Raw genomic sequence first — 22,839 nt, 5'->3', positions numbered from 1 at the left:
TTTTTGTTGTTGCCCGAGCGGCGGAAGCAGGCAAGATCTTCCCCACGGCGAGCCCGGGGAGAATACTCTGAGGAAATGGATCGTCGCATCCTCGGCCTGGAGAACGAGTACGGCACCACCTTCACTTTCCGGGGGCAGCGCCGACTATCCCCCGACGAGGTGGCCAGATACCTGTTCCGGCGGGTCGTGTCCTGGGGCCGGTCAAGCAACGTGTTCCTGCGCAACGGCGCGCGCCTCTACCTCGACGTGGGCAGCCATCCCGAGTACGCCACCCCCGAGTGTGACAACGCGGTCGAGCTGGTCACGCACGACAAGGCGGGCGAGCGGATCCTCGAAGGCCTGCTCATCGACGCCGAGAAGCGGCTGCGCGACGAGGGCATCGCCGGGGACATCTACCTGTTCAAGAACAACACCGACTCGGCCGGCAACTCCTACGGCTGCCATGAGAACTATTCGGTGGGACGGGACGGCGAGTTCGGACGGCTGACCGACGTGCTGATCCCGTTCCTGGTCACCCGGCAGCTCATCTGCGGCGCGGGCAAGGTGCTGCAGACGCCGCGCGGGGCGGTCTACTGCGTGTCGCAGCGGGCCGAGCACATCTGGGAGAGCATCTCGTCGGCGACCACCCGGTCCAGGCCGATCATCAACACGCGCGACGAACCGCTCGCCGACGCCGAGCACTTCCGCCGCCTGCACATCATCGTCGGCGACTCCAACATGAGCGAAACCTCGATGCTGCTCAAGGTCGGCGCGACCGACCTGGTGCTGCGCATGATCGAGGCGGGCACGGTGATGCGCGACCTGTCGCTGGAGAACCCGATCAGGGCCATCCGCGAAATCTCCCACGACTTCACCGGGCGGCGGCGGGTACGGCTGGCCAACGGGCGTGAGGCGTCCGCTTTGGAGATCCAGCAGGAGTACCTGTCCAAGGCGAAGGACTTCGTCGACCGGCGGGGCGGCGACCCGATCGCGCACCGGGTGCTGGAGTTGTGGGAGCGCACGCTGCGCGCGGTCGGGACCGGAAACCTCGACCTGGTGGCCCGCGAGATCGACTGGGTCACGAAATATCAGCTGATCGAGCGGTATCGCAAGAAGTACGACCTGCCGCTGTCCTCACCGCGCGTGGCCCAGCTCGACCTGGCCTACCACGACGTGCACCGCAAACGCGGGCTGTTCTACCTGCTGCAGAAGCGCGGCGCGGTGGAGCGGGTGACCTCCGACCTGAAGATCTTCGAGGCCAAGTCGGTGCCGCCCCAGACGACCAGGGCACGCCTGCGCGGCGAGTTCATCCGCAGGGCGCAGGAGAAGCGGCGCGACTACACCGTCGACTGGGTGCACCTCAAGCTGAACGACCAGGCCCAGCGCACGGTGCTGTGCAAGGACCCGTTCCGCAGCGTCGACGAGCGGGTGGACAAGCTCATCGCCGACATGTGACCACCCGGGGGATGACCTGCGGCGAACCGGCCCATCCGGCACGCTGAGTTGATCACGGACTCGGGCGGATACCTGCGAACGCTTCCTTGGCCACAGGCAGGGCATATCAGACAATCTGATTTCAAGAAGGTGATGACGGCCACCGAGGCCTCCCGGAGCTTCGCGACGCTCCTCGATGAGGTCGCGCGGGGGGAAACCATCGTGGTAACGCGTGGCGGTAAGCAGATCGCCATCATCGGACCTGCGCCGACCGCACCAGGGCGCATGGTCAAAGCGTTCCTGGCCAGTAGCGCGGGGACGTTGGACGCGGACTTTGAAGCCGATGTCGTGGCGGCGCGCCAGGCGATCGGCGACGAGATGAGGGGCACGTGGCCCGACGCCTGATTCTTGACACGGGTGTGCTCATCGCGGCCGGGCGAGGCAAGGCATCCGTGGACACGGTAATAGGCGACGCCGACGACGTGGCGATCTCCGCCATCACTGTGGCCGAGCTGCTCGACGGTGTGGAACCGGCCGATGACGTCAGGCGCCCCGGCCGGCAGGCCTTTGTCGACCAGGTGCTTGCGCTGATCCCCGTTGAGGAGTACACGACGGATGTCGCCAGGGTTCATGCTCGTCTCATGGCCCAGGTACGGCGAGCGGGGAAATCCCGAGGCGCGTACGACCTGCTGATCGCGGCGACGGCGGCGGCCACCGCGAGAACAGTGCTCACGATGGACTCGTCCGCGGCATTCGATGATCTTCCCGGCGTGCGCGCTCAGGTCGTTCCACGCTGAAGCGCCCACGTGTAGGGGCAGCCCTACCGGGGTTTTGGGTGGTGCCGTGACTGTGGGGTGGGCGGGGGTCGCGGGAAGGTCGAGGTACCTCTTCGACCCCCAAGGAGCACCGGATGTCTCGCCGCCTATTGGCTCTTGTGATCGCCGTCCCCGTTGCCCTGGCGCCCGTGGCGCCCGCGTTCGCCGTTGCCGCGCCCTCCGTGCAGGCTCGGCTGGATCAGCTGACCGCCTCTCCTGAGTTTCCTGGTGCGGTGGCCTATGTGAGGGATCGGGACGGCAAGGCGCGTACCGTCAAGGCGGGTACGGCGGAGCGTGGCACCCGGAAGCCGATGCCCGGCGCGGACGGGCGGTTCAGGGTCGCCAGTGTCAGCAAGCCGATCATCGCGGCCACGGTTCTGAAGCTGGTCGATCAGGGGAAGGTGGAGCTGGACGAACCGGTCGAGAGTTATCTGCCCGGTGTCGTTCATGGCAAGGGGATCGACGGGCGGGAGATCACCGTCCGGATGCTTCTGCGGCAGACCAGCGGGCTGGCCGACTTCTCCGCCGCCGCCGACTGGTCGAAGATCGGGAAGCAGGATCTGCTCAAGCTCGCGCTGACGCTCGAGCCCACGCCTCGGGGGAAGTTCGCCTACTCCAACACCAACTACCTGGTCCTCGGGATGGTCATCCAGGCGGCCACCGGGCGGGACTTCCGGGCGGTCAGCCGGGAGCTGGTGTTCGAGCCGCTCGGCATGCGTGACACTTACTGGCCCGCCAAGGGTGAGACCAAGATCCGGGGGCCGCACGCGCACGCTTACGGCGTGCATCCCCTCCGGCCCAAGGACGGGATTGTCGATGTGACCCGGTTGCCCGGCTATGAGTTCGGTCCCAGCGGCGGGCTGGTGTCCACGCCGCGCGATCTCGACCGGTTCTGGCGGGCCAGGTCGGTGAAGGCGGACACGTTCGTGCCGGTGGCGGAATCCGGCTGGCCCAAGGGGTCGCGCTACGGCCACGGCCTGATGGAGATCCCGCTCAGTTGTGGCCCGATGTGGGGGCACGCCGGTGACCTCCCCGGCACCTCGACCTTCAGCGGGCGGGACCGCTCGGGGCGCACGGCGACCGTGTACGTGACGGGGACGGCCAACGGCAAGCCGCGTGCCCGGCTCATCGCCGCCTTCGACGCCGCCCTCTGCGGCGGCAAAAGCTGATCTCCGGGAAAGGCAGGGCCGCTGATCTCGGGGAACGGCGGCCGCGTACAGTGAAACGCCCTGTGAGAGGGCCGGAGGGGCAAGGGGGGCACGTGGAGGAGCGGGCGTCACTCGGGCGGCTCGCCCGGCAGCTCGAAGAGATCGTCGGTGAGCTGCGCGGCCTCCCCGTCGAGGTCGAGCGGCTTGAGGACAGCGAGCAGGTCAGGCTGCGCATCACGGAGCTGGCGCGGACCTCGCGTGAGCTGCGGGCCATGCAGCCCATCGGCGCCACGGACACCGGGCGCGCCGAGCAGCGCAACCGGCGTGAGGTGCTCGACTCGCTGGAGCGCGGCATGACGATGCGGACGGTCGTGCACGCCAGCGTCCTGGACGATCCGCGCAAGGCGGCCCGGCTCCGGGAACTGCACGCGGCCGGGGATCAGCATCGTGTCGTCGACGAGCCGATCCAGCAGTTGCTCGTCTTCGACCGCGCGGTGGCCTTTCTCCGGATCACGCCGGTCGACGGGTCGCCCGGCGCGCTGCTGATCAGGCAGCAGAGCATGATCAGCATTCTGATCGCGTTGTTCGAGCAGACCTGGGCCAGGGCCAGGGAGGTCACCGATCCGGTGCCCAAACTGAGCCCGCGTGAGCGCGAGGTGCTCGCGCTGATCGCGGAGGGGCGTTCCAACAGCGCCGTGGCCCGTGCGCTGTCGATCTCAGAGGCGGCCGTCGGCAAACACGTGGCCGGAGTGTTCGCCAAGCTCGACCTGCCCGCCACCGACGACGTCAACCGGCGCGTACTGGCGGTGCTGGCCTTTGTCCGGGGAGCGGTCAGGTAGGGCGAGCACTACCTCACCCTCGGTCCAGCCCCCTCGCGCGGACCTCGCGGCGAAGCCTTCAATGAAGGTCATGCAGCGTATGTCTGGATTGCTGGTGGGCGCCGTCTTCGGCGCGGTGTTCGTCGTCGTCAACGCGCAGGAACCGCTCGACGGGGCGGTGGCGGCCGTTCTGCGGGTTCTCGCCGGCCTCGCCGCCGCGAGCGTCGTGGCGATGTGGTTCGTGGCGGTCAGGAGGGAGCGGCCCGTGCGGGAGCGGGGGCCGCGGCCGGGCATGTTCGGGAAGGGTTACCTCGTCGTCGTGGCGGCGGAGGCGGTGCTGCTCTTCTGCGGCCTGCGGGTGCTGGCCGCCTGGGGAGTGCCCGCCCAGGCCAACGTGGCCTGGGTGGCGTTCGTCGTCGGCGTGCACTTCGTCGCGCTGGCGCCGATCTGGAAGGACTGGGCCATCGCGGTGCCCGGCGCGGTGCTCACCGTGCTCGGCGTCGCCGGGCTCGTCATGGCCGCCACGGCGGGCCTGGCCTGGGTGCCGTTCGTCAGCGGGGTGCTGTCGGGGGCGGTGCTGCTGGCCGGGAGCGTCACGTTCGGGTGGAAGGCGATCCGGTCCGTACCGGCAGGCGTTCCAGTCCGTGCATGAGCATGCCGGGGCGCCACGTGACCTCGGCTGAGGCGAGTGCGAGGTCGGGGAAGCGCTCCAGCAGGTGCCTGAAGGCGATCTCGCCCTCGACGCGGGCCAGCGGTGCGCCCAGGCAGTAGTGGATGCCGTGGCCGAAGGCCAGGTGCTGGCCGGGATCGCGGGTGACGTCGAGTTCGTCGGCCCGCTCGTACTGCCCGGCGTCGCGGTTGGCCGACAGCAGGGAGACCAGGACGAGCGCCCCGGCCGGGATGTCCGTGCCGCCGATCGTCACCGGCTCGGTGGTGAAGCGGTAGGTGGAGGTGCTGATGGGGCCGTCGAAGCGTAAGAACTCCTCGACGGCCTGCGGCACCAGCGCCGGGTCCGCGCGCAGGGCGGCGAACTGGTCGGGACGGCTCAGCAGCGCGAGCATGCCGTTGGCGATCAGGTGCACGGTCGTCTCGTGTCCGGCGACGAGAAGCAGCCACGACGTGCTGACCAGCTCGGACTCGGTCATCCGGGTCTGGACCATGGCGCTGATCAGGTCGTCGCCCGGGTTGTCGCGCTTGGCGGCGCACAGCTCGCCCAGGTAGGCGATGGTGGCCTGGGCGGCGGCCACCACCTCGCCGGGGTCGAGCACGGAGCCCTCGATCGTGGTGTTGGACCAGCGGATCACCTTGGGCCAGTCGGGCTCGGGGATGCCGAGCAGTTCTCCGACGACCATGGCGGGCAACTGGACCGCGTACTCCTTGATCAGGTCGAACTCGCCGCCCAGCCCGTCGAGGAGGCCGGAGCTGAGCTCCTCGATCCTGGGGCGCATCGCGCGGACGCGGCCGGCGGTGAAGGCCTTGACGACCAGGCGGCGCAGGCGTTCGTGGTCGGGCGGGTCGGAGAAGAGCATGTTGTCGGGGACCACGGCGGCGGCGCCGCTGCTGTCGCCGCCCTCCATCTCGTTGGCCTTCATGATGTGGGGGTTGCGAGGGAAGTCCTTGCTCAGGCGCGGGTCGTTGAGCGCCGCCCTGACGTCCTCGTACCTGGTCACCAGCCATACTCGGACGCCCTGGGAGGTGATGGTGTGGGCCACGGGCTGCTCTCGCCTGAGCTTGGCGTAGACGCCGTGCGGGTCGCGCAGATACTCCTGATCGAACACTTTGTTGATCACGGTTGCCCCTCCGCGGTAGGGATCTCAGACTATGCCGGATATGCGGCGGCGCGGTGCTCGCTCGGAGTGACGCCGCGCAGCCGTTTGAAGGCGACGCTGAGCGTGAAGGCGTCGGAGTAGCCGACCCTCCTGGCGATGGACGTGAGCGTGGCGTCGGAACCGCGCAGCAGGTCGGCGGCCACCTCGACGCGGCGGTCCGCGAGGTAGGCCATCGGCGGGCTGCCGACCCTGGCGGCGAAGCGGCGGGCCAGGGCGGCGCGGGAGACGCCGGTCTCGGCGGCCAGGTCCGCCACCGTCCACGGACGGTCGAGCTTGTCGTGCAGCAGGCGCAGGGCCCGGTCCACCACCGGGTCCGGCTCCACTGCCGCGCCGGGGCGGTCGAACCACGCGCGCAGCGCGGCCACGAGGGCCAGGTCGAGGAGGCGGTCGAGGACGGCCTGCTGGCCGGGCCGTACCGCGGCGATCTCCTCGGAGAGGAGGTCGAGGGCCGGGTGGCGGCCGGCGGGCAGCACCAGGGCGGGCGGCAGCGCGCGCAGCAGGCGCTCGCCGATCAGGCCCTCGTAGGCGCCGCTGAGCATCAGGGCGTCGGCGTCGAGCCGCGGGCCGCAGGTGCGCGGGCCCAGGGTGAGCGCGTCGCCGAGTTCGGTGCCGTCCGCGAGCAGGCAGTAGGAACCGGGTGTCACCATGAACCGCGGCGCGGTGCCCGGCGGGTCGGCGATCGTGTGGGTACCGCGGACGACGGCCACGTCGCCCTGGCCGACGCGCAGCGGCTCGCCCTCCTCCGGCACGACCCACGCCTGCCCGCGGATCATCGTGGTCAGCGTCAGCGGGGCGCCCGAGGCGAAGCCCACGGCCCACGGCGTGTCCATGACCGACCGGCCGAACGTGGCGCCGCGCGCCCGTACCCCCTCCAGCAGATCAGCAAGCGCGTCCATACCCTCGACTGTAGACGCTGAGACATCCAAGTGAGCGCCACGCCCATGGAGCGTCTGACCGCGGCCGGATTGACTGGTCCGCATGAGCGAACAGAATCCGATCCTGGTAGTGGGCGGCACGGGTACGACCGGCCGCCGGGTGGTGTCACTCCTGCGCGAGCGCGGCATCGCGGTGCGGGCGGGCTCGCGCTCCGGGGAGACGCGTTTCGACTGGAGCGACCGGGCGACGTGGGACGCGGCGCTGGCGGGCGTGCGGGCCGTGTACGTGGTTCCGCTGGACGGCGAGCTTCTCACCCGGCCGTTCGTGGAGCGCGCCGTGGAGCTGGGCGTGCGGCGGATCGTGCTGCTGTCCGGGCGCGGCATCGACGTTCCCGGGTACGGCGACGTGACCAGTGGCGTAGGGGCCACGCACGCCGAAGGCGAGAAGGCGGTGCGCGCGTCCGGCGCCGAGTGGACGATCGTGCGGCCCGGCTGGTTCGCGCAGAACTTCAGCGAGGGCTTCTTCCGCGACGCGGTGGCCACCGGCGAGCTCAGGCTCCCGGCCGGTGACGGCGGCGTCTCCTTCGTGGACGCCGCCGACATCGCCGCGGTCGTGGCCGCCGCGCTGACCGGAGAGGGCCATGCCGGGCAGGTGTACGAGCTGTCGGGGCCACGCGCGCTGACCATGGCCGAGGCGGCCGCCGCCTACTCCGCGGCGAGCGGCCTGCCGCTGAGCTACGTGGACGTGGATCCGGAGGCGTTCGTGGCCGAGCTGGTGAAGGAGGGCTGGCCGGTGGCCGACGCCGAGGGGTACGCCGCCGCGATCGCCCCTGCCCGCCTGGGGATGGACGCCTACCTGTCCGACGGCGTCCAGCGGGCACTCGGCCGTCCGCCGACGGACTTCGCCGACATCGCATGGAAGTAGTGGTGTCAATATCGCGTATGCGTTGCGAGGGGATGGCGTATAGATAGCGGACATCGGCTGACCTGCGGTGTTACCTGGATGTATGCGTACCTTGCCGCTCGGAGGGTTGGTCGTCGGCGCTTTCGTCACGGCCGTGTTGTCCTGCGCGGTGGCCGCGCCGCTGTTCCCGGAGGCCGCGGCCCGGACGGTGGTGGTGGCGTCGCTGGTCGGGGCCTACTCCTTGTGGGCGCGGAGCCTGCTCGTGGCGCTGGCCGCCGCCAGCATCGCCTGGTTGTTCGTGACCGGGTTCCTGGTCAACGGCCTGGGAGTGCTGACGTTCGCCGAAGGGGACCTGGTCAGGCTCGGCGTGCTGGTGGCGGCGGGGATCGGCGGGTATGTCACCGGGGCGGCCCCGGCGGTGCGGCGGTTCGTCGTTCAGTCGTGGAGAGGCAGGCCGGCCAGCTCGGCGCGCGAGGCGACACCCAGTTTGGGGAAGGCCTTGTAGAGGTGGTGACCCACCGTGCGCGGGCTGATGAACAGCTGGGCGGCGATGTCCCGGTTGGACAGGCCCTGCGCGGCCAGCCGTACGATCTGCAGCTCTTGCGGGGTCAGCTCGGCGAGCACGCCGGGCGCCGCGCGGCGGATCGTGAGGCCGGTGGCGTGCAGTTCGGCGTCGGCGCGTTCCGCCCACGGCCGGGCGCCGACGCGGTCGAAGCGCTCCAGCGCCGCGGTCAGGTGCGTGCGCGCCTCCGCCTTGCGGCGGGCACGCCGCAGCCACTCGCCGTAGAGCAGTTCGGTGCGCGCGTGCTCGAACGTCCTGCTGTCCTGCTCGTGCAGGTGGAGCGCGGCGCGGTAGTGCTCCTCGGCGCCGGGCTCCAGCAGCGCGGCGCACCGCTCGGCCAGCGCGCCGACCGCGGAGCGCCGCAGCCGCCGCGCGAGCTCCGCGAATCGCCGGTACGGCTCCGCCACCCGCTCCGGGCTGCCCAGCCGTACCGCCGCCTCCACCAGGTCGGGAGCGCAGCGCTGACCGGGCAGCTGGTGGCGGGCGGGACCTTCCGCCACCCGTTCCAGGTGCTCCAGCGCCCGTTCGGCCCGGCCGTGGGCGAGGTCGAGCAGCCCGAGCGCCCAGTCGGCCCGTGGCGCGCCCGGCGAGAAGATCTTCCCGTCGGAGGACGACCTGGTCCGGTCGGCCAGCGCGCGGCAGCGCTCCTCGTCCCCCTCGATGGCCGCGAGATAGGCCAGCACGCCGGCGGACAGGCTGCTCCACTGCCACTGGCCGGTGTCCTCCGCGATCGTGAGCGCCTCGGTGGCGCTGCCCGCGGCGTCGCGGTGCCGGCCGAGCGTGCTCTCCGCGACCGCCAGGTGGTACAGGGCCGGAGGCAGCAGGCCGATCGTCCCCGCCGCCCGGCTCTCGGCGGTGACCTCGGCCGTCAGGTCGTAGGCCTGGTAGTCGAGGCCCGCGATGAGGCCGAGCCCGGCGATGTGCATGAGGTGGAGCGGCCTGGCGTGCCCGCGGCGGGCGGCGGCCACGACCTCCCCCATGGGCGGCAGTCCCTCCGTGGAGCGCTCCATGGCCAGCGAGACGATCCAGTCCTGGACCAGGCGGAACGGCCCCGCTCCCCCGCCGATGGCGTCGAGCTGGTCGGCGGTGCGCGCGACCATGTCGCGGTCCCCGGCGAACCAGGCGTTGCCGACCGCGTCCATGAGCGTGCCGAGCGCGGCGTCGGGGTCGTCGTCCCTGCCCGCCGCGACCTGCTCGATGAGCACGAGGTTGGCCTGGCGGAAGGCGCCCTGCCCGGACAGGGCGGCGGCGAGCGCGCGAGCGCACCTGCGGTTCAGCGGGGTGTCGCGGGTCTCGGGGCGGGCACTCGGCGGCGGGGTGTCGCGGAGTTCGGGGCGGGCGCGTTCGGCCAGGGTGCGTGCCCTGTCCAGTTCGCCGGCGGCCAGCGCCGCCTCTGCCGCCTGGACGAACAGCCTGCCGCGCGCGGGCGGGCTGAGTTCGGCGGCGCGCTCGTAGGCGGCGGCCGCGGCGGCGTGGCCGTTGCGCTCGGCGGCCTGGGCGGCCGCGCGCTCCAGTTCGGCCGCGGCCCGCTCGTCCGTGCCGGTGGCGGCGGCGGCCAGGTGCCAGGCGCGCAGGTCCGCGCGTTCGGTCCCGGCCAGCGCGTCGGCCAGGGCGCGGTGGGCGGCGAGTCGCTGATCGAGGGTGGCGCCCTGGTAGACGGCGGCGCGGACCAGGGGATGGCGGAAGGCGATCCGCCGGTCGGCCTCGTCGAGGCGGACCAGGCCGGCCTCGATCGCGGGCGGCAGGTGCCGTACATCGTGGGACGCGGCGCGCAGGATCACGGTGAGTTCGCCGCTGTCGTCGGCGGCGGCGAGCAGGAGCAGTTCGCGCGTCGGCGCGGGCAGGCGGGCGACCTGGCCGTGGAAGGCGGACTGGAGCCGGTCGGTCAGGGGCAGGGGTCCGCACGTGCCCGCGTCGAGCACGAGGGGCAGTTCGATGAGGGCGAGCGGGTTGCCGGCGGCCTCGGCCAGCACGCGGGCGCGTACGTCCGGCGCCAGCGTGGCGTCGCGCTCGTCGACCAGGGCGGCGGCGTCCTCCGGCGCGAGCCCGGTCAGGGAGAGCGAGGGCAGGCCGGGCGCGGCGAAGGCGGGCCGGCCGTCGCGGGCCGCGAAGATCATGGCGGTGGACTCGGCGCCCAGCCGTCTGGCCGCGAACAGCAGCGCTTCCGCGGAGGGCCGGTCGAGCCACTGCGCGTCGTCGACCAGGCAGAGCAGCGGCACGTCCGCGGCCAGTTCCGACACCAGCGACAGGACGGCCAGCCCGACGAGCATCCGGTCAGCAGGTACGGCGGGCCCCAGCCCGAACGCGCTCTCCAGCGCCCGCCGCTGCGGCGCCGGCAGGCCGGCCACCCCGTCGAGCACCGGCCGGAGCAGCAGGTGGAGCCCGGCGAAGGGCAGTTCGGCCTCGAACTCGATCCCGCAGCCGCGCAGCACCCGCATGCCCGCCGCGGCGGCGGTGGCGGCGCTGTCGAGCAGCGCCGACTTGCCGATGCCCGGCTCGCCGCGCACGACCAGGACGCCGCTGCCGCCGGCTCGCGCGACCCGGACGAGCCGGTCGACGGCGGCCAGTTCGGAGGAGCGTCCGTGCAGCACAGGTCACGCCCCCGCCTGCGCCTGCGCGGCGGCCACGATGCGCTGGAGTGCGGCGGCGTGGCGCTGGAAGGCCTGGCGGCCCTGCGGCGTGAGCCGTACGTGGGTGCGTCTGGCTCTGCTCTCCTGGCCCTTGCGTACCTCGACGTATCCGGCTCCGGCCAGTGCGGACACCTGCTTGGACAGGGCCGAGTCGCTGGTGCCGACCGTGTCGCGGAGGAAGGCGAAGTCCACCCACTCGGCCGGGGCGAGCAGCGCCAGGACCGAGAGCCTCGCGGGCACGTGCAGGAAGTCGTCGAACTCCGGGTCCATCAGCCGTTGCCCCTCATGATCGCAAGGATGGCACGGCGGAGCAGGGGCGTGGTGGCCAGGTAGACCACGGCGACGGCGGCGGCGCCCACGGTGGCCTGCGACCACAGCCCCTCGGCCGGGATCCCGAACAGGAAGAAGGCGGCCATGCGCCCGATGACGAAGATCACGAAGAGGGCGGCGATCCACCCGGCGTGCAGCAGGAAGTGGAGGCCGGTCGACTTCCCGCGCGCGGTTGCCCGGTGCTCCCGCACGATGCCCGTCGCCGCGTAGAGCCCCATGCCGAGGACGAGGGCGACGAGGTGCCAGGGATTGGGGAGGTCGGTGCCGGCCAGGGCGGCGAAGAGGCCGAGCGCGGCGAGGAACACGTAGGGCCGGGCGGTGGCCTGGCGGGCGATCTCCCGGCGTGTGATGTCCTCGCCGCGCCGGATGTCGTCGAGGGCGGATCGGGCGTCGTACTCGTTCATGGCATCCCCGTTCGTCGGACCACTTTCCTGACAGGAAAGTACCATGTACTTTCCTCTGAGGAAAGTCGTCGAGGTTCCGGATGATCCTCGTCATAGACATCGCGGGGATTTATCTCGATAATTCGGGTTAACCCGGCGCGAGCCCCCAGCCTCGCAACCCTGTTTTTCCGTCATGTCCTGTGACCTGCCGCGCACAGAAGCGGCAGAAGGGTTGTCCGCCAATGAAGCGAACGTCAATGAGGCGAGCATCGTCGCGCCTCCTCGTGCTGGCCGCATCCTTAGTACTGGCGCTGGCCGGCGTCCTGGTCGTCCAGACCTCGGCCCAAGCAGCCAACCTCCTCGTGAACCCGGGCTTCGAGTCAGGAGCCCTGTCCCCCTGGTCGTGTACCGGCGGCCTCGGGTCGGCGGTCACGACCCCCGTGCACTCCGGCTCGCAGGCGCTGGCGGGCGCCGCGAGCGGATCCGACAACGCCAAGTGCACCCAGTCGGTGAGCGTACGGCCGAGCACCGCGTACACGCTGACCGCCTGGGTGCGCGGCAGCTACGTCTACCTCGGCGTCACCGGAGGCAGCGCCCGCTGGGCCTCCTCCACCACCTACACGCAGTTGTCGGTCTCCTTCACGACCGGCGCGAACCAGAACACGGCCGAGGTCTACCTGCACGGCTGGTACGGCCAAGGCACCTACTACGCCGACGACGTCAGCTTCGACGGCCCCGGCGGCCCGACCCCGACCCCGACCATCACCCCGACGCCCACGATCAGCCCCACCCCGACCGTCTCCCCGACCCCGACCATCTCCCCCACCGTGACGCCCACGCCGACGCCCACCGACACCACCTGCGCGGTGAAGTCGCGGCCCACCGGCAAGGTTCTGCAGGGCTACTGGGAGAACTGGGACGGCGCGATCAACGGCGTGCACCCGCCCTTCGGCTGGACCCCGATCACGGACGCGCGCATGAAGGCGCACGGCTACAACGTGATCAACGCCGCCTTCCCCGTCATCCGCTCCGACGGCACCGTGCTGTGGGAGGACGGCATGGACGTGACCGTCAAGGTCTCCACCCCGGCCGAGATGTGCCAGGCCAAGGCGGCGGGCGCGACCATCCTGATGTCCATCGGCGGCGCCGCCGCCGGCATCGACCTCAGCTCCAGCACCGTCGCCGACCGGTTCGTCGCGACCGTGGTGCCGATTCTCAAGCGCTACAACTTCGACGGCATCGACATCGACATCGAGACCGGCCTGACCGGCAGCGGCAACATCAACACGCTGTCGGCCTCGCAGTCGAACCTCATCCGCATCATCGACGGCGTGCTCGCCCAGATGCCGTCGAACTTCGGCCTGACCATGGCGCCGGAGACCGCGTACGTGACCGGCGGCAGCGTCACCTACGGCTCGATCTGGGGCGCCTACCTGCCGATCATCAAGAAGTACGCCGACAACGGCCGCCTGTGGTGGCTGAACATGCAGTACTACAACGGCAGCATGTACGGCTGCGCGGGCGACTCCTATTCGGCCGGGACCGTCCAGGGCTTCGTCGCCCAGACGACCTGCCTGAACAACGGCCTGGTCATCCAGGGGACGACGATCCGCGTGCCGTACGACAAGCAGGTGCCAGGACTGCCCGCGCAGCCCGGCGCCGGTGGCGGCTACATGTCGCCCTCGCTCGTCTCCCAGAGCTGGAACAGCTTCAGCGGCCAGCTCAAGGGCCTGATGACCTGGTCCATCAACTGGGACGGCTCCAAGAACTGGACGTTCGGCGACAACGTCAAGGCCTTGCAAGGGAGATAATTAACAGAGACGGACCGTCTCGTCTCTGATAACGTCGATCTCGTGACCCGCCGCAACGAGGCCTCCAGGCAGGCCATTCTCACGGCTGCCTTCGACCTCGTGGGCGAGATCGGCTATAGCAAGCTGAGCGTCGAGGGCATCGCTTCCCGGGCCGGGGTGGGAAAGCAGACCATCTACCGCTGGTGGCCGTCCAAGGGGGCGGTGCTCCTCGACGCTTTGCTGATGACCATGGGCGGGCCGGTGCGTGAGCTCAAGCGCCGCCGACTGCGCGCGGCCCAGGAGGCCGGTCAGCTCGACCCCGACCTCGACCTCGACGCCGCCGTCGACCTGCTGTGGGGGCCGCTGCTCAGCCGCTGGCTGCAGCGCACCGGCCCCCTGGACCACGGCTTCGCGGCCAGGACGATCACCATGGCTCTGCCGGGCATGAGCAGAAAGATGTAGTCCGGAATCGTCAACCGGCAGGAAGATGCACGGTGTCCCGGTCGCTACCGTTCTGTCCAGACAGTCGTTGCTGGAACAGAAGAGGTTGACATGACATCCGCCCGCAAGACCCTCATCACCGGCCTGGTCACCTTCGCCGCCGGTCTGGCGCTGTGGCTGTGGGGACTGGACGTCGAGATCGTCATCTTCACCCCGTCGAAGATCGGCGTCGTCCTCATGGTGGTCGGCGGCCTTGAGTTCCTCTACGGCGTCTTCAAGGCCGTCCGCTCGACCGCGTAGGTCGTCTGGACCATCCCCGCGTCCAGCGTCCTCGTCGACAGGTGCCGCAGCGAGATGTCGGCCTCCAGCGGCCCGAACAGCGGGATGCCGGTGCCGATCAGCACCGGCACCGTGCTGATCGTCATCTCGTCGATCAGCCCCGCGCGCAGGAACGACTGGATGACCTGGCCGCCGTCGATGTAGGCGGCCTTGACGCCCCGCGCGTTGAGACCCTCGACCACCTCGTCCAGGCTCCGGTAGATCGTGATCCGCGGATCGTCGCTCTCCAGACCGGTGCTGAGCACCGCGACGTTCAGCCCGGTGTACGGCCAGTTCTCCTCGCCGAACCCGAGACCCGCCTCGTAGGTGCCGCGGCCCATCACGATCGTGTCGATGTCCGCGATGAAGTCGTCGTAGCCGTACTCGCCGGTCGCCTCACCCCTGCTGAGCAGCCATTGGAGGTCGCCGTCGAGCCGGGCGATGAAGCCGTCGACGCTGACGCCGATGAAGACACAAGACTTGAAACCCATGCCTCCGACCCTACGGACGGCGACCCGGGCGGGAATCAGTCGCGGTATAGGTATCTGGGCTGGACGGGCATCACGTAGCCGACGCCGCGCAGCGTGCGGATGTAGGTGGTGTTCAGGTCGGCCTGGCTGAGCCGGGAACGCAGGCGGTAGACGGCCGACTTCACCATGTCCCGGCCGCCGGGCACGTCGCCGGTGCCCCACCCGGCCATCAGCAGGCGGCCCATCGACTGGGGCACGCCCTGGTGGGCGGCCAGCTGGGCGAGGAGCTTGAACTCGACGAACGGCAGGTCGAGGCGGTGTCCGGTGACGTAGGCGGCGTGCTCGCCCAGGTCGAGGACGAGCTTGCCCGCCCGGATGACCTGGGTGGCGGGGCGGGGCCGTACCGGGGGCTGGGGCTGCGGCGGCTGGGGAGCGGCCGCCGGCTCGGGCGGGGCCGAGCGGCTGCGGATCTTCTGGAACATCGTCAGCCCGTCCATGGTCGGCATGAGCACGTCGATTGTGTCAGCTACCAGGCTATTTCGGAAAGCCGCCTCCCGCCCAGGAGCCCTAGGGTGAGCCTCATGAGCTCACCCACTGCCCAGCGCCTGGGCGTCGTGCCGTCCGTGTTCGCGGTGGAGCACCTGCCCCACGCCACCTTCCCCGAGGACGACGAGTGGATCGCGCTGGTGCGCGCTCCCGAGGGCCTGACCGTGGTGCGCGAGACCTGGCCGACCGGTTCCGGCGAGCGCTGGATCGGCCTGTACGGCGGCGCCACCGCCCACGGCCTGGACACCCCCGGCATGCTGGCGGCGGTCGTGAGCCCGCTGGCCGAGGCGTCGATCCCGGTGTTCGTGGCCTCGACCTTCCACGCGGACCTGGTCCTGGTGCCCGAGCACCGCGTCCGGGAGGCCGTGGAGGTCCTGGAGCGGGCCGGGCACCGGGTGGACGCCAAGAACCTCGGCTAGACCTGGGGCCGCAGGTCGGTGCGGGCCTGGCCGGTCTCCAGGTCCTGGGGGTAGGACAGGTGCTGGTGGACCATCAGCCAGCGGCCGCCCCCGCGCCGGAAGATCCGCGTCGCGCGTGACCAGGTCTCGAAGCCCTCGCCGCGTACGACGTTGACGCACCAGGCCACCGCGAGGTCGTCCCTGGTCAGCACCGTCAGGCCGGGGTTGTCCAGGGTGACGCCCGGGGTTTCGAGACCGCGCGCGCAGACCTCTCGCACGGCCTCGACGCCCCGGTACTCCAGCGGCGTCTCGTGCTCGTAGGAGACCACGTCGCCGGCGATGGTCGCCATCATGCCGTCGAGGTCGCCTGCGGCGGTCTGGCGCGACCAGGTCTCGTGCAGTTCGCGGATCTCCCGCTCGGCGTCGGCGGGCACGGTGAGCGGGAAGGAGTGGTGCTCGTGGGTGACGACCCACCGGCCTTCCTCCTTGCGCAGGCCGATCGTCAGCCGCAGCCGGTTGCCCGGGTCTTCGGCGAACTCCCGCTCGGTGCCGCAGCGCAGCAGCGCGTGGGCGAAGGCCACGTCGTCGCCCGCCGTGACCTCCAGCGACTCGATCTCGAACACCGCCCCCGAGGCCTGCCACTCGAAGAAGGGCGGCCAGGTCTCGCGGTAGGCGTCGATGCCGCGCACGCCCTGGTGGGGCGGCGGCACGTCGTACATCACGATGTCCTCGGCGTGGTCGGCCAGCACGCCTTCCAGGTCGCCGCGGTGCACCGCCTCGGCCCAGTTCTCGATCAGGGTGCGGATCCGCTGCTCGTCGGTCTTCATGGTCGGTCCCTTCGGTTGGTGCCTTCGGGACTACAACCCGGGTGGTGGCGAGAACTCATCGCGGGGCAGCGAGGTCGGCAGGCCGTACGCGGAGAAGTCGGCCTGAAGGAAGGAGACGACCTCGGCGATCCGCGCGCCGCGCAGGCCGAGCAGGTCGAGGCCGGTGGGGACGTAGGCGTCGCGTTCGGTGTCCCACATGTAGGTGGCGAAGGCGATCTGGCCGTTGGCGTGGGCGGGCAGGATGCGCCAGCGGTAGGTCAGCGGGCCGTCCTCCAGGAAGCCGCGGATGCCGGCGTGGCCCTGGTACCAGACGGTCAGCGGCGGCATGGAGTACTTGGCGTCGTCGGTGAGCATGGCCACGATCGAGGCGACGTCGCGGGCCTCCCAGGCGGCCATGTAGCGCTGGGCCAGTTCCCGCTGCGCGGCCTCGCCCAGCGTGTCGAGCGTCTGGCGCTGGCTGGTCTCGGGCAGGAGCCCGGCCAGGACCTTCCTGGCCCGCTGCAGAGCGCTGTTGACCGCCGCGACCGTGGTGCCGAGCTGGTCGGCGGCCTCGCGCGCGGCGTAGCCGAGCACGTCGCGCAGCAGGAGCACCGCCCGCTGCAGGGGCGACAGGTGCTGCAGGGCCGCCACGAACGCCAGCTCCACGCTCTCGCGGGCCAGCGCCCTGGCCTCGGGCCCTAGCTCGGCGGACCAGGTCATCAGCCGGTCGGGGTACGGCTCCAGCCACGCCTTCTCCGCCAGCGGCGCGCCGTCCGGGCTCAGATCGGCCGGCAGCTCGCGGCGCCCGCGGCGCTCGATCAGCGTGAGCGACCTGTTCGTGGCGATCTTGTACAGCCAGGGCCGGACGCCGCCCCGGTCCTCGAAGCGGGGCAGGGATCGCCAGGCCCGGTCGAGCGCCTCCTGAACCGCGTCCTCGGCGTCGTGGAGCGAGCCCAGCATGCGGTAGCAGTGGGCGCGCAGCTCGTCGCGCAGCGGGCCGACCAGTTTGCCGAAGGCGTCGTCGTCACCGGCGCGCGCGGCGGCCAGGAGCTCTTCGGCCGTGGTGTCGTCCATGTCCCCATCCTCACCTGCGGGCTCGCCGTACCGCCTGCTTGAATTCCGGGCACTCCACGAGCGGGTCGTGGTCGCAGACGGCGGCGTGGCGCAGGCTGTCGCGCAGGCGGGTGAGCTGCTCGACGCGCTCGTCCACCTCGCGCTCCTTGGCGGCGAGGTGGGCGCGCAGGACCTCGTCCCCGGGGCGGGCACTCAGGAAGCGGGCGATCTCGGCGAGCGTGAATCCGGCGTCGCGGGCGCAGGTGATGAGCGCGAGCCGGTCGAGGATGCCGGGGTGGTAGGCGCGGCGCAGGCCGTTACGGCCGTCGGCGGCGATGAGGCCCTTGCGCTCGTAGAAGCGCAGCGCCGACGGGGCCAGTCCGGAGCGGCGCGCCACTTCGCCGATGTCGAGTTCCATCTGACTCCTTGACTTGAAGCGCGGTTCAAGTAGGAGCCTATCCGGCATGAGAGTTCATCACCTCAATCTCGCTTCCATGCGGACCATCGACGCCACCGACGACTCCCTGCCGGCCGCCGCGGCCGTCTGCCACGCCCTGCTGGTCGAGACCCCTGCCTCCGGGCTGGTGCTGGTCGAGGCCGGGCTCGGGCAGGACGACGTGGCCAGGCCAGGCGAACTGCTCGACCCCGAATGGACGCGGGCCGTCGAGCCCGCCCTTCGCCCGGCGGAGACGGCCGTGCGGCAGGTCGCCGCGCTGGGGTACGACCCGGCCGACGTGCGGCACATCGTGCTCACCCACCTCGACGTGGACCACAGCGGCGGGCTGCCCGACTTCCCGCGGGCGCGGGTCCACGTGATGGCGGCCGAGCTGGAGGCGGCGCTCGAGGAGGCGCCCAGCCGCCGCTACCGGCCCGGCCACTGGGCGCACGGCCCGCTGTGGGAGACCTACCGTCCCTCGGGCGAGAGCTGGTACGGCATGGCGGGCGCCGTGCCCCTGACCGGACTTCCACCCGAGTTTCTGCTGGTCCCGCTGGGCGGGCACACACGCGGGCACGCGGGGGTCGCGGTGCGGGGCGGCACGGGCTGGCTGTTCCACGCCGGCGACGCCTACTTCTACCACCGCGAGCTGGACGAGAAGGGGCCGGAGGTCCACCCGCTCATGGACATCCTGCAGAACTCCTCCCAGGTGGACGCCGAACTGCGCCTGGCCAGCCGGGAACGGCTGCGCGTACTGCGGCACGAGCACGGCGTGGAGGTGATCTCCGCGCACGACCCGTGGGAGTTCGCGAGGCACGCGCCCCGGACATGAGCGTGCCCGGCGCGAATCGCGCCGGGCACGCCGTGGGACCCGGGTCAGGCGGGGGAATCCACCCGGGTCTGGGTTCAGCCGACCACGAGCCTCAAGCTGTAGGCCCCGAGGATCTCGTTGACCGGCTGGTGATAGGTCGTTCCTCCGCTGGAGCAGTTGCCAGAACCGCCAGAGGTGACGCCCTGGGCCTGGCTGCCGGAGATGAACGAGCCACCGGAGTCACCGGGCTGCGCGCACGCGCTGGTGCGGGTCAGGCCGTTGACGGTGCCCTGGGGGTAGCGCACCGTGGCGTTGTGCTGCTGGATGGTTCCGCAGCGCCATCCGGTGGTGGAGCCGGAGCGGCAGATCGAGGCTCCTACGGAGGCCTGGGTCGAGCCGCGGACGATCACGTTCTGGCCGCCGGACCCGCGCACCCACGGACGGACCGTGTTGCCGGGAGCCGCGACCCACGCGTAGTCGTTGCCGGGGAACGACGAGCCACGGAACGTGCCCGTCGGACTGGTCGTGCGCGAGCCGACGCGGCCGCAGTGACCGGCGGTCACGAAGCCGGGGGTCGTGCCCTGGGTGACGGAGAAGCCCACGCTGCACCGGCTGGAGCCGATGTAGTAGGCGGCGCCGCCGATGATGTCGATGAACGGCTGGGGGCTCTCGGTCGTCACCGAGACCTGCACGGCGGTGCGGTCCACGCCCGCGGCGGCCACGAGGGCCTCCCCGGCTTCCAGCGTGGCGGCCTGGACGGCGACGGTGTTGGTGGTCACGTCGACGAACCACAGCGCGCCCGAGCCCTTGGCGGCGGCCGCGTCAAGCTGGTCCTTGACGGCGGTGAGCTGGGCAAGCGTACGTGAGACGACGACGGGCTGAGCGCCCTGGGCCTCGATCGACGCGGTGGCGGCCTTGTCGGTCGTGGCGACGTTGAGCTTGGAGGCGTCGGCGTTCAGCCAGGAGCCCGCGTACGAGGCGCCGAGCTGGGTGGTGAGCTTGGCTTCCGCGGCGGCGGCGCGCTGCTCGTTGGCGAGGCGGGTGTGCACCTGCTGCTCGGTGAGACCGAGGTCCCGCTCCATGGCGTCGACCATGGCCGGGGGCGCCTGCTCGGGGGCGGCGGACGGGGGATCTGCGTGGGCGGCGGTAACCGGGCCCGCTAAGCAGAGAGCCACGATCGTGGCGGTGACGAGTGCGGAGCGTTGACTCGACATATGCACTCCTTTTCGGGGGGTGCTGTCAAATTAACGTTTGCCGTACGGGCCTTTCCATCCCAAAGGGGTCCTTATAAGGACGTTATGCAAGCGCGTTCCACGGCCTCTACCACGGGCGCGGCACCGTCCTCGGCCGCGATCCGGCCCGCGATTTCCTCAGCCCGGGTACGGCGCGGCACCGCCTCGGCCACCGCCGATGCCAGCCGTTCGGCGGTGATCCGCCCGGTGAGCGGAGCCGGGGCCACCCCCAGCCGCCCCAGCCGCCCCGCCCAGAGCGGCTGGTCGCCCCAGACCGGCATCGCCACCGCGGGAACCCCCGCCCGCAGCCCGGCCGCGGCGGTCCCGGCGCCCGCGTGGTGCACCACCGCCGCCATACGAGGGAACAGCCACTCGTGCGGCACCTCGCCCACGCCCAGCACGTCGCCGGTGAGCGGCCCCGTCACGCCGGTCTGCAGAATGCCGCGCAGACCGGCCAGGCGCAGCGCGGCCAGGGCCAGGTCGGTGAAGCGCTCGGCCGCGGCGCCGCCATGGCTGCCCGAGCCGACGAACACCGGCGGCGGCCCGGCGTCGAGAAAGCCCGCCAGGTCGCCGGGCGGCGTCCACGCGGGCCGGGGCGCCGGCCACCAGTAGCCTGACACCTCCAGTCCGGGGCGCCAGTCCGCCGGTCGGGGCAGGACGCTCGGGCTGTAGCCGTGGAAGACCGGCCAGCGGCTCGACTCGCGCCGCCGGTACACCGCCCGCGAACTCATCGGCGCCAGCCCCAGCCGGGCGCGCAGCTTCTTGGCGGAACCGGAGTGCGCCGGCGAGGGCCCGGCGAACATGAGGCGGGCCGCCGCGCGGTTGCCCCACCTGCCCAGCGAACGGCGGAAGGCGCCCATGACCGGCGGGAAGTCGCCGGTCGGCTCCACCGGCTGCAGGTGTACGCCCATGCTCGGGATGCCCATGGCCTCGGCCACGTGGTACCCGGCGGACGCGGAGACGCCGAGGAGCAGCAGGTCCGCGCCGGCCGTGGCGACGTCCACGATGCCGTCGGTGACCTGTCTGGCGTAGTCGGCGAAGCCGGCCCATTTGCGGGTGCCGAGTATCGCCGCCGGGTCGCCCGGTATCGCGCGGAAGTCCAGCCCCGCGTCGGTGACCAGGCTTGAATAGGGTGCGTGGGCGGCGATCGCCACCTCGTGGCCCGCCGCGCGGATCCGCGCACCCAGCCCTGTGTAGGGGGCTACGTCACCCCTCGTGCCCACTCCTATGATCACAACGCGCATGCTTTTTACAATGCAGTCGCATGGCAAAGGAGTCAAGATGCCCAAAGTCGTCGACCACGAGCTACGGCGCCGCCAGATCGCCGAAGCGGTGCATCGGCTCATCGACGCCCACGGCATCGACGGCGTCAGCCTGCGCGAGGTCGCCGCCGAGGCCGGCGTCAGCATGGGTCTGGTGCAGCACTACTTCACGACCAAGGACGAGATGCTGCTGCTGGCCATGGAACATCTGCACCTGCGCATCACCGAGCGGATCGGCGAGGTGAGCGGCTCACCCAGGGAGATCCTGCGGGCAGGCATCCTGGAACTCCTGCCGCTGGACGAGGCCCGGCGGACCGAGGCCAGGATCGGGATGGCGTACCTGGCCAGGTCGGTCGTGGCCGACGATCTGGCCGAGGTGCTGCGCAACGGCCTGCCGTTCGTGCTGGGGTTCTACGCGAGCGTGATCAGAGCCGTACGCCCCGACCTGGACGCGGAGCAGGAGGCGAGCGCGCTGTTCGCCATGGCCCAGGGGCTGGTGCACCCGGCTCTGATCGGCTACTACAGCCCGCAGGCCGTCGAGACGATCGTGGACCGCTACCTGGACCGGCTGCTGGACTAGAGCGGGAGGACGGCCACCGCCTCCACCTCGACGAGCTGGTCGGCGTAGCCGAGCGCGGCCACGCCGAGCAGGGTGCTGGGGGCCTCGTGGCCGCCCATGTACTCGCGGTAGACCTTCCACGCGGCGACCAGGTCGGCCTGGCTGGTGGAGGCCACGTACACGGTGGTCTTGGCGATGTCGGTCAGCTTGGCGCCCACCTCCTCCAGGGAGATCACGAGGTTGCGCATCACCTGGCCGGCCTGCCCGGCCACGTCGCCCACCGCGACGGTCCTGCCTTCGGCGTCGAGGGGGCAGGCGCCGGCCACCCAGATGTTGCGCACCGGGGCGTCGGCCACCGCGGCGTAGGCGTACTCGACCCGCGCCAGGCGGTCGCTGTACTCAAGACGAACACTCATGATCTCTCTCCTTGGTCCGGCCAGGCAGGGGAACGGCCCAGCATCGCGACGATCCGGTCAAGCCGTGTACCCCCGGGCCACGCTACCTCCGGGGCGAAGGAGGCGTCGGGAACCGTACGGGCCCGACCTCCGGGTACGGCCTCGGCCACGGGGAGCGCGGCGTCGAGCAGGTCGGCCTCGAACTCCAGGGCCACGCCCAGCGTCCTGGCCACGTCCCAGGCATGGACGACGTAGTCGATGAAGTGGAAGCCGATCGCCCGCTCCGCCGGCACGACCACACCGAGCTCCGGCAGCGGGAACGCGGCCACGACGTCGCCGGCGAAGGCGGCCAGCACGTGCTCCGCCGCCGCGCGGTAGGCGCCTGCCGGATCCTCACCCAGGTCGCGCGGCCGCCACGCGTCGAGCCCGTCTTCGCCTCTGGAGGCGGCGGCGAAGCCGTGGTGCTGGGCGGTCATGTGCGCGAGCAGGTCTCGCAGGGTCCATCCGGCGCACGGGGTCGGCCTGGCCAGGTCGGCCGCGCGCACCCGGTCCACGAGCGCGACGCTCGCCCGGACGGCGCGGGCGTTCATTTCTATAAGCATGCGCCTATCATCC

The 22,839-nt window shown here is 71.4% G+C and carries 28 protein-coding genes; 14 read left to right on the top strand and 14 right to left on the bottom strand.

Annotated elements, in window-relative coordinates; translation table 11 throughout:
• The first annotated feature begins 75 nt into the window (after positions 1 to 75).
• The 6 genes from pafA to ACIBHY_RS34680 all read left to right on the top strand — a co-directional run bounded on the left by pafA (position 76) and on the right by ACIBHY_RS34680 (position 4,846).
• On the top strand, positions 76 to 1,434 hold the full coding sequence (gene pafA, locus ACIBHY_RS34705) for a Pup--protein ligase (protein WP_397252594.1): 1,359 nt from the start codon (positions 76 to 78) through the stop codon (positions 1,432 to 1,434).
• 132 nt (positions 1,435 to 1,566) lie between these two features.
• Positions 1,567 to 1,818: a type II toxin-antitoxin system Phd/YefM family antitoxin gene (locus tag ACIBHY_RS34700; protein ID WP_397308902.1), complete on the top strand. Its 252-nt coding sequence runs from the start codon at positions 1,567 to 1,569 to the stop codon at positions 1,816 to 1,818.
• Positions 1,803 to 2,210: a PIN domain-containing protein gene (locus ACIBHY_RS34695; RefSeq protein WP_397308901.1), complete on the top strand. Its 408-nt coding sequence runs from the start codon at positions 1,803 to 1,805 to the stop codon at positions 2,208 to 2,210. The genes ACIBHY_RS34700 and ACIBHY_RS34695 overlap by 16 nt, the downstream gene beginning before the upstream one ends.
• A 113-nt stretch (positions 2,211 to 2,323) precedes the next feature.
• Complete coding sequence (locus ACIBHY_RS34690; protein WP_397308900.1) at positions 2,324 to 3,397, top strand: serine hydrolase domain-containing protein; 1,074 nt, start codon at positions 2,324 to 2,326, stop codon at positions 3,395 to 3,397.
• A 92-nt stretch (positions 3,398 to 3,489) separates the two neighbouring features.
• Positions 3,490 to 4,215, top strand: a complete 726-nt coding sequence (locus ACIBHY_RS34685) for a LuxR C-terminal-related transcriptional regulator (RefSeq protein WP_397252598.1) — start codon at positions 3,490 to 3,492, stop codon at positions 4,213 to 4,215.
• 79 nt (positions 4,216 to 4,294) lie between these two features.
• Positions 4,295 to 4,846 carry a hypothetical protein gene (locus ACIBHY_RS34680; RefSeq protein WP_397252599.1) on the top strand — a complete coding sequence of 184 codons (552 nt, stop codon included), beginning with the start codon at positions 4,295 to 4,297 and terminating at the stop codon, positions 4,844 to 4,846.
• Here the strand turns inward: ACIBHY_RS34680 and ACIBHY_RS34675 are convergent.
• Together ACIBHY_RS34675 and ACIBHY_RS34670 are read right to left on the bottom strand one after the other, a co-directional pair.
• The gene (locus tag ACIBHY_RS34675) at positions 4,788 to 5,984 is read right to left on the bottom strand and encodes a cytochrome P450 (RefSeq protein ID WP_397308899.1); all 1,197 of its coding nucleotides are present in this window, start codon (positions 5,982 to 5,984) and stop codon (positions 4,788 to 4,790) included. The two genes, ACIBHY_RS34680 and ACIBHY_RS34675, sit on opposite strands and share 59 nt — an antisense overlap.
• Before the next feature lie 29 nt (positions 5,985 to 6,013).
• Entirely contained in the window at positions 6,014 to 6,919 is a 906-nt protein-coding gene (locus ACIBHY_RS34670; protein ID WP_397308898.1) for an AraC family transcriptional regulator, read from the bottom strand.
• Between the two features lie 82 nt (positions 6,920 to 7,001).
• Between ACIBHY_RS34670 and ACIBHY_RS34665 the strand changes: the two genes are divergently transcribed.
• Both ACIBHY_RS34665 and ACIBHY_RS34660 read left to right on the top strand, forming a co-directional pair.
• Positions 7,002 to 7,823: an NAD(P)H-binding protein gene (locus tag ACIBHY_RS34665; protein ID WP_397308897.1), complete on the top strand. Its 822-nt coding sequence runs from the start codon at positions 7,002 to 7,004 to the stop codon at positions 7,821 to 7,823.
• 82 nt (positions 7,824 to 7,905) lie between these two features.
• Complete coding sequence (locus tag ACIBHY_RS34660) at positions 7,906 to 8,307, top strand: hypothetical protein (protein WP_397308896.1); 402 nt, start codon at positions 7,906 to 7,908, stop codon at positions 8,305 to 8,307.
• On the opposite strand, the gene ACIBHY_RS34655 is transcribed toward ACIBHY_RS34660, so the two are convergent.
• Genes ACIBHY_RS34655 through ACIBHY_RS34645 form a run of 3 tightly spaced genes read right to left on the bottom strand, consistent with a single transcriptional unit; the run spans position 8,238 to position 11,728 of the window.
• Entirely contained in the window at positions 8,238 to 10,955 is a 2,718-nt protein-coding gene (locus tag ACIBHY_RS34655; protein WP_397308895.1) for an AAA family ATPase, read from the bottom strand. The two genes, ACIBHY_RS34660 and ACIBHY_RS34655, sit on opposite strands and share 70 nt — an antisense overlap.
• Before the next feature lie 3 nt (positions 10,956 to 10,958).
• The gene (locus tag ACIBHY_RS34650) at positions 10,959 to 11,264 is read right to left on the bottom strand and encodes a winged helix-turn-helix domain-containing protein (RefSeq protein ID WP_397252605.1); all 306 of its coding nucleotides are present in this window, start codon (positions 11,262 to 11,264) and stop codon (positions 10,959 to 10,961) included.
• On the bottom strand, positions 11,264 to 11,728 hold the full coding sequence (locus ACIBHY_RS34645; protein WP_397252606.1) for a hypothetical protein: 465 nt from the start codon (positions 11,726 to 11,728) through the stop codon (positions 11,264 to 11,266). The genes ACIBHY_RS34650 and ACIBHY_RS34645 overlap by 1 nt, the downstream gene beginning before the upstream one ends.
• Positions 11,729 to 11,964: 236 nt before the next feature.
• On the opposite strand from ACIBHY_RS34645, the gene ACIBHY_RS34640 reads away from it, so the two are divergent.
• The 3 genes from ACIBHY_RS34640 (at position 11,965) to ACIBHY_RS34630 (ending at position 14,238) form a co-directional block, all read left to right on the top strand.
• Positions 11,965 to 13,518 (top strand): glycosyl hydrolase family 18 protein, encoded by a 1,554-nt coding sequence (locus ACIBHY_RS34640; protein WP_397252607.1) that lies wholly within the window; start codon positions 11,965 to 11,967, stop codon positions 13,516 to 13,518.
• Between the two features lie 42 nt (positions 13,519 to 13,560).
• The gene (locus ACIBHY_RS34635; protein WP_397308894.1) at positions 13,561 to 13,959 is read left to right on the top strand and encodes a TetR/AcrR family transcriptional regulator; all 399 of its coding nucleotides are present in this window, start codon (positions 13,561 to 13,563) and stop codon (positions 13,957 to 13,959) included.
• A 90-nt stretch (positions 13,960 to 14,049) separates the two neighbouring features.
• The gene (locus ACIBHY_RS34630; protein WP_397252609.1) at positions 14,050 to 14,238 is read left to right on the top strand and encodes a DUF5708 family protein; all 189 of its coding nucleotides are present in this window, start codon (positions 14,050 to 14,052) and stop codon (positions 14,236 to 14,238) included.
• Here ACIBHY_RS34630 and ACIBHY_RS34625 read toward each other — a convergent pair.
• Together ACIBHY_RS34625 and ACIBHY_RS34620 are read right to left on the bottom strand one after the other, a co-directional pair.
• A complete protein-coding gene (locus ACIBHY_RS34625; protein WP_397252610.1) occupies positions 14,202 to 14,747 on the bottom strand; it encodes a dihydrofolate reductase family protein in 546 nt (181 codons plus the stop codon). The two genes, ACIBHY_RS34630 and ACIBHY_RS34625, sit on opposite strands and share 37 nt — an antisense overlap.
• A gap of 35 nt (positions 14,748 to 14,782) precedes the next feature.
• A complete protein-coding gene (locus tag ACIBHY_RS34620; protein WP_397308893.1) occupies positions 14,783 to 15,232 on the bottom strand; it encodes a winged helix-turn-helix domain-containing protein in 450 nt (149 codons plus the stop codon).
• 75 nt (positions 15,233 to 15,307) lie between these two features.
• Here ACIBHY_RS34620 and ACIBHY_RS34615 point away from each other — a divergent pair, with 75 nt between their 5' ends.
• On the top strand, positions 15,308 to 15,691 hold the full coding sequence (locus tag ACIBHY_RS34615; protein ID WP_397252612.1) for an ACT domain-containing protein: 384 nt from the start codon (positions 15,308 to 15,310) through the stop codon (positions 15,689 to 15,691).
• Here the strand turns inward: ACIBHY_RS34615 and ACIBHY_RS34610 are convergent.
• Genes ACIBHY_RS34610 through ACIBHY_RS34600 form a run of 3 tightly spaced genes read right to left on the bottom strand, consistent with a single transcriptional unit; the run spans position 15,688 to position 17,947 of the window.
• Positions 15,688 to 16,497 carry a YybH family protein gene (locus ACIBHY_RS34610; RefSeq protein WP_397308892.1) on the bottom strand — a complete coding sequence of 270 codons (810 nt, stop codon included), beginning with the start codon at positions 16,495 to 16,497 and terminating at the stop codon, positions 15,688 to 15,690. The genes ACIBHY_RS34615 and ACIBHY_RS34610 overlap by 4 nt on opposite strands.
• Positions 16,498 to 16,527: 30 nt before the next feature.
• Entirely contained in the window at positions 16,528 to 17,550 is a 1,023-nt protein-coding gene (locus ACIBHY_RS34605) for a sigma-70 family RNA polymerase sigma factor (protein WP_397308891.1), read from the bottom strand.
• 10 nt (positions 17,551 to 17,560) lie between these two features.
• Complete coding sequence (locus ACIBHY_RS34600; protein ID WP_397109531.1) at positions 17,561 to 17,947, bottom strand: MerR family transcriptional regulator; 387 nt, start codon at positions 17,945 to 17,947, stop codon at positions 17,561 to 17,563.
• A 76-nt stretch (positions 17,948 to 18,023) separates the two neighbouring features.
• On the opposite strand from ACIBHY_RS34600, the gene ACIBHY_RS34595 reads away from it, so the two are divergent.
• Positions 18,024 to 18,797, top strand: coding sequence for an MBL fold metallo-hydrolase (locus tag ACIBHY_RS34595; protein ID WP_397308890.1), 774 nt, complete (start codon positions 18,024 to 18,026; stop codon positions 18,795 to 18,797).
• Between the two features lie 74 nt (positions 18,798 to 18,871).
• On the opposite strand, the gene ACIBHY_RS34590 is transcribed toward ACIBHY_RS34595, so the two are convergent.
• A complete protein-coding gene (locus ACIBHY_RS34590) occupies positions 18,872 to 19,990 on the bottom strand; it encodes a S1 family peptidase (RefSeq protein WP_397252616.1) in 1,119 nt (372 codons plus the stop codon).
• Positions 19,991 to 20,061: 71 nt separating this feature from the next.
• Complete coding sequence (locus ACIBHY_RS34585; RefSeq protein WP_397308889.1) at positions 20,062 to 21,252, bottom strand: glycosyltransferase; 1,191 nt, start codon at positions 21,250 to 21,252, stop codon at positions 20,062 to 20,064.
• Positions 21,253 to 21,289: 37 nt separating this feature from the next.
• Between ACIBHY_RS34585 and ACIBHY_RS34580 the strand changes: the two genes are divergently transcribed.
• Positions 21,290 to 21,850 (top strand): TetR/AcrR family transcriptional regulator, encoded by a 561-nt coding sequence (locus tag ACIBHY_RS34580; RefSeq protein ID WP_397252618.1) that lies wholly within the window; start codon positions 21,290 to 21,292, stop codon positions 21,848 to 21,850.
• Here ACIBHY_RS34580 and ACIBHY_RS34575 read toward each other — a convergent pair.
• Together ACIBHY_RS34575 and ACIBHY_RS34570 are read right to left on the bottom strand one after the other, a co-directional pair.
• The gene (locus tag ACIBHY_RS34575) at positions 21,847 to 22,245 is read right to left on the bottom strand and encodes a RidA family protein (protein WP_397252619.1); all 399 of its coding nucleotides are present in this window, start codon (positions 22,243 to 22,245) and stop codon (positions 21,847 to 21,849) included. The genes ACIBHY_RS34580 and ACIBHY_RS34575 overlap by 4 nt on opposite strands.
• Positions 22,242 to 22,814, bottom strand: coding sequence for a TIGR03086 family metal-binding protein (locus tag ACIBHY_RS34570; protein WP_397252620.1), 573 nt, complete (start codon positions 22,812 to 22,814; stop codon positions 22,242 to 22,244). The genes ACIBHY_RS34575 and ACIBHY_RS34570 overlap by 4 nt, the downstream gene beginning before the upstream one ends.
• Positions 22,815 to 22,839 lie beyond the last annotated feature (25 nt).

This window comes from Nonomuraea sp. NPDC050547 (assembly GCF_044457345.1).
Taxonomy (GTDB): domain Bacteria; phylum Actinomycetota; class Actinomycetes; order Streptosporangiales; family Streptosporangiaceae; genus Nonomuraea.
Note: the sequence above shows the minus strand (reverse complement) of the source record. Positions and strands in the feature narration are given on the sequence as shown.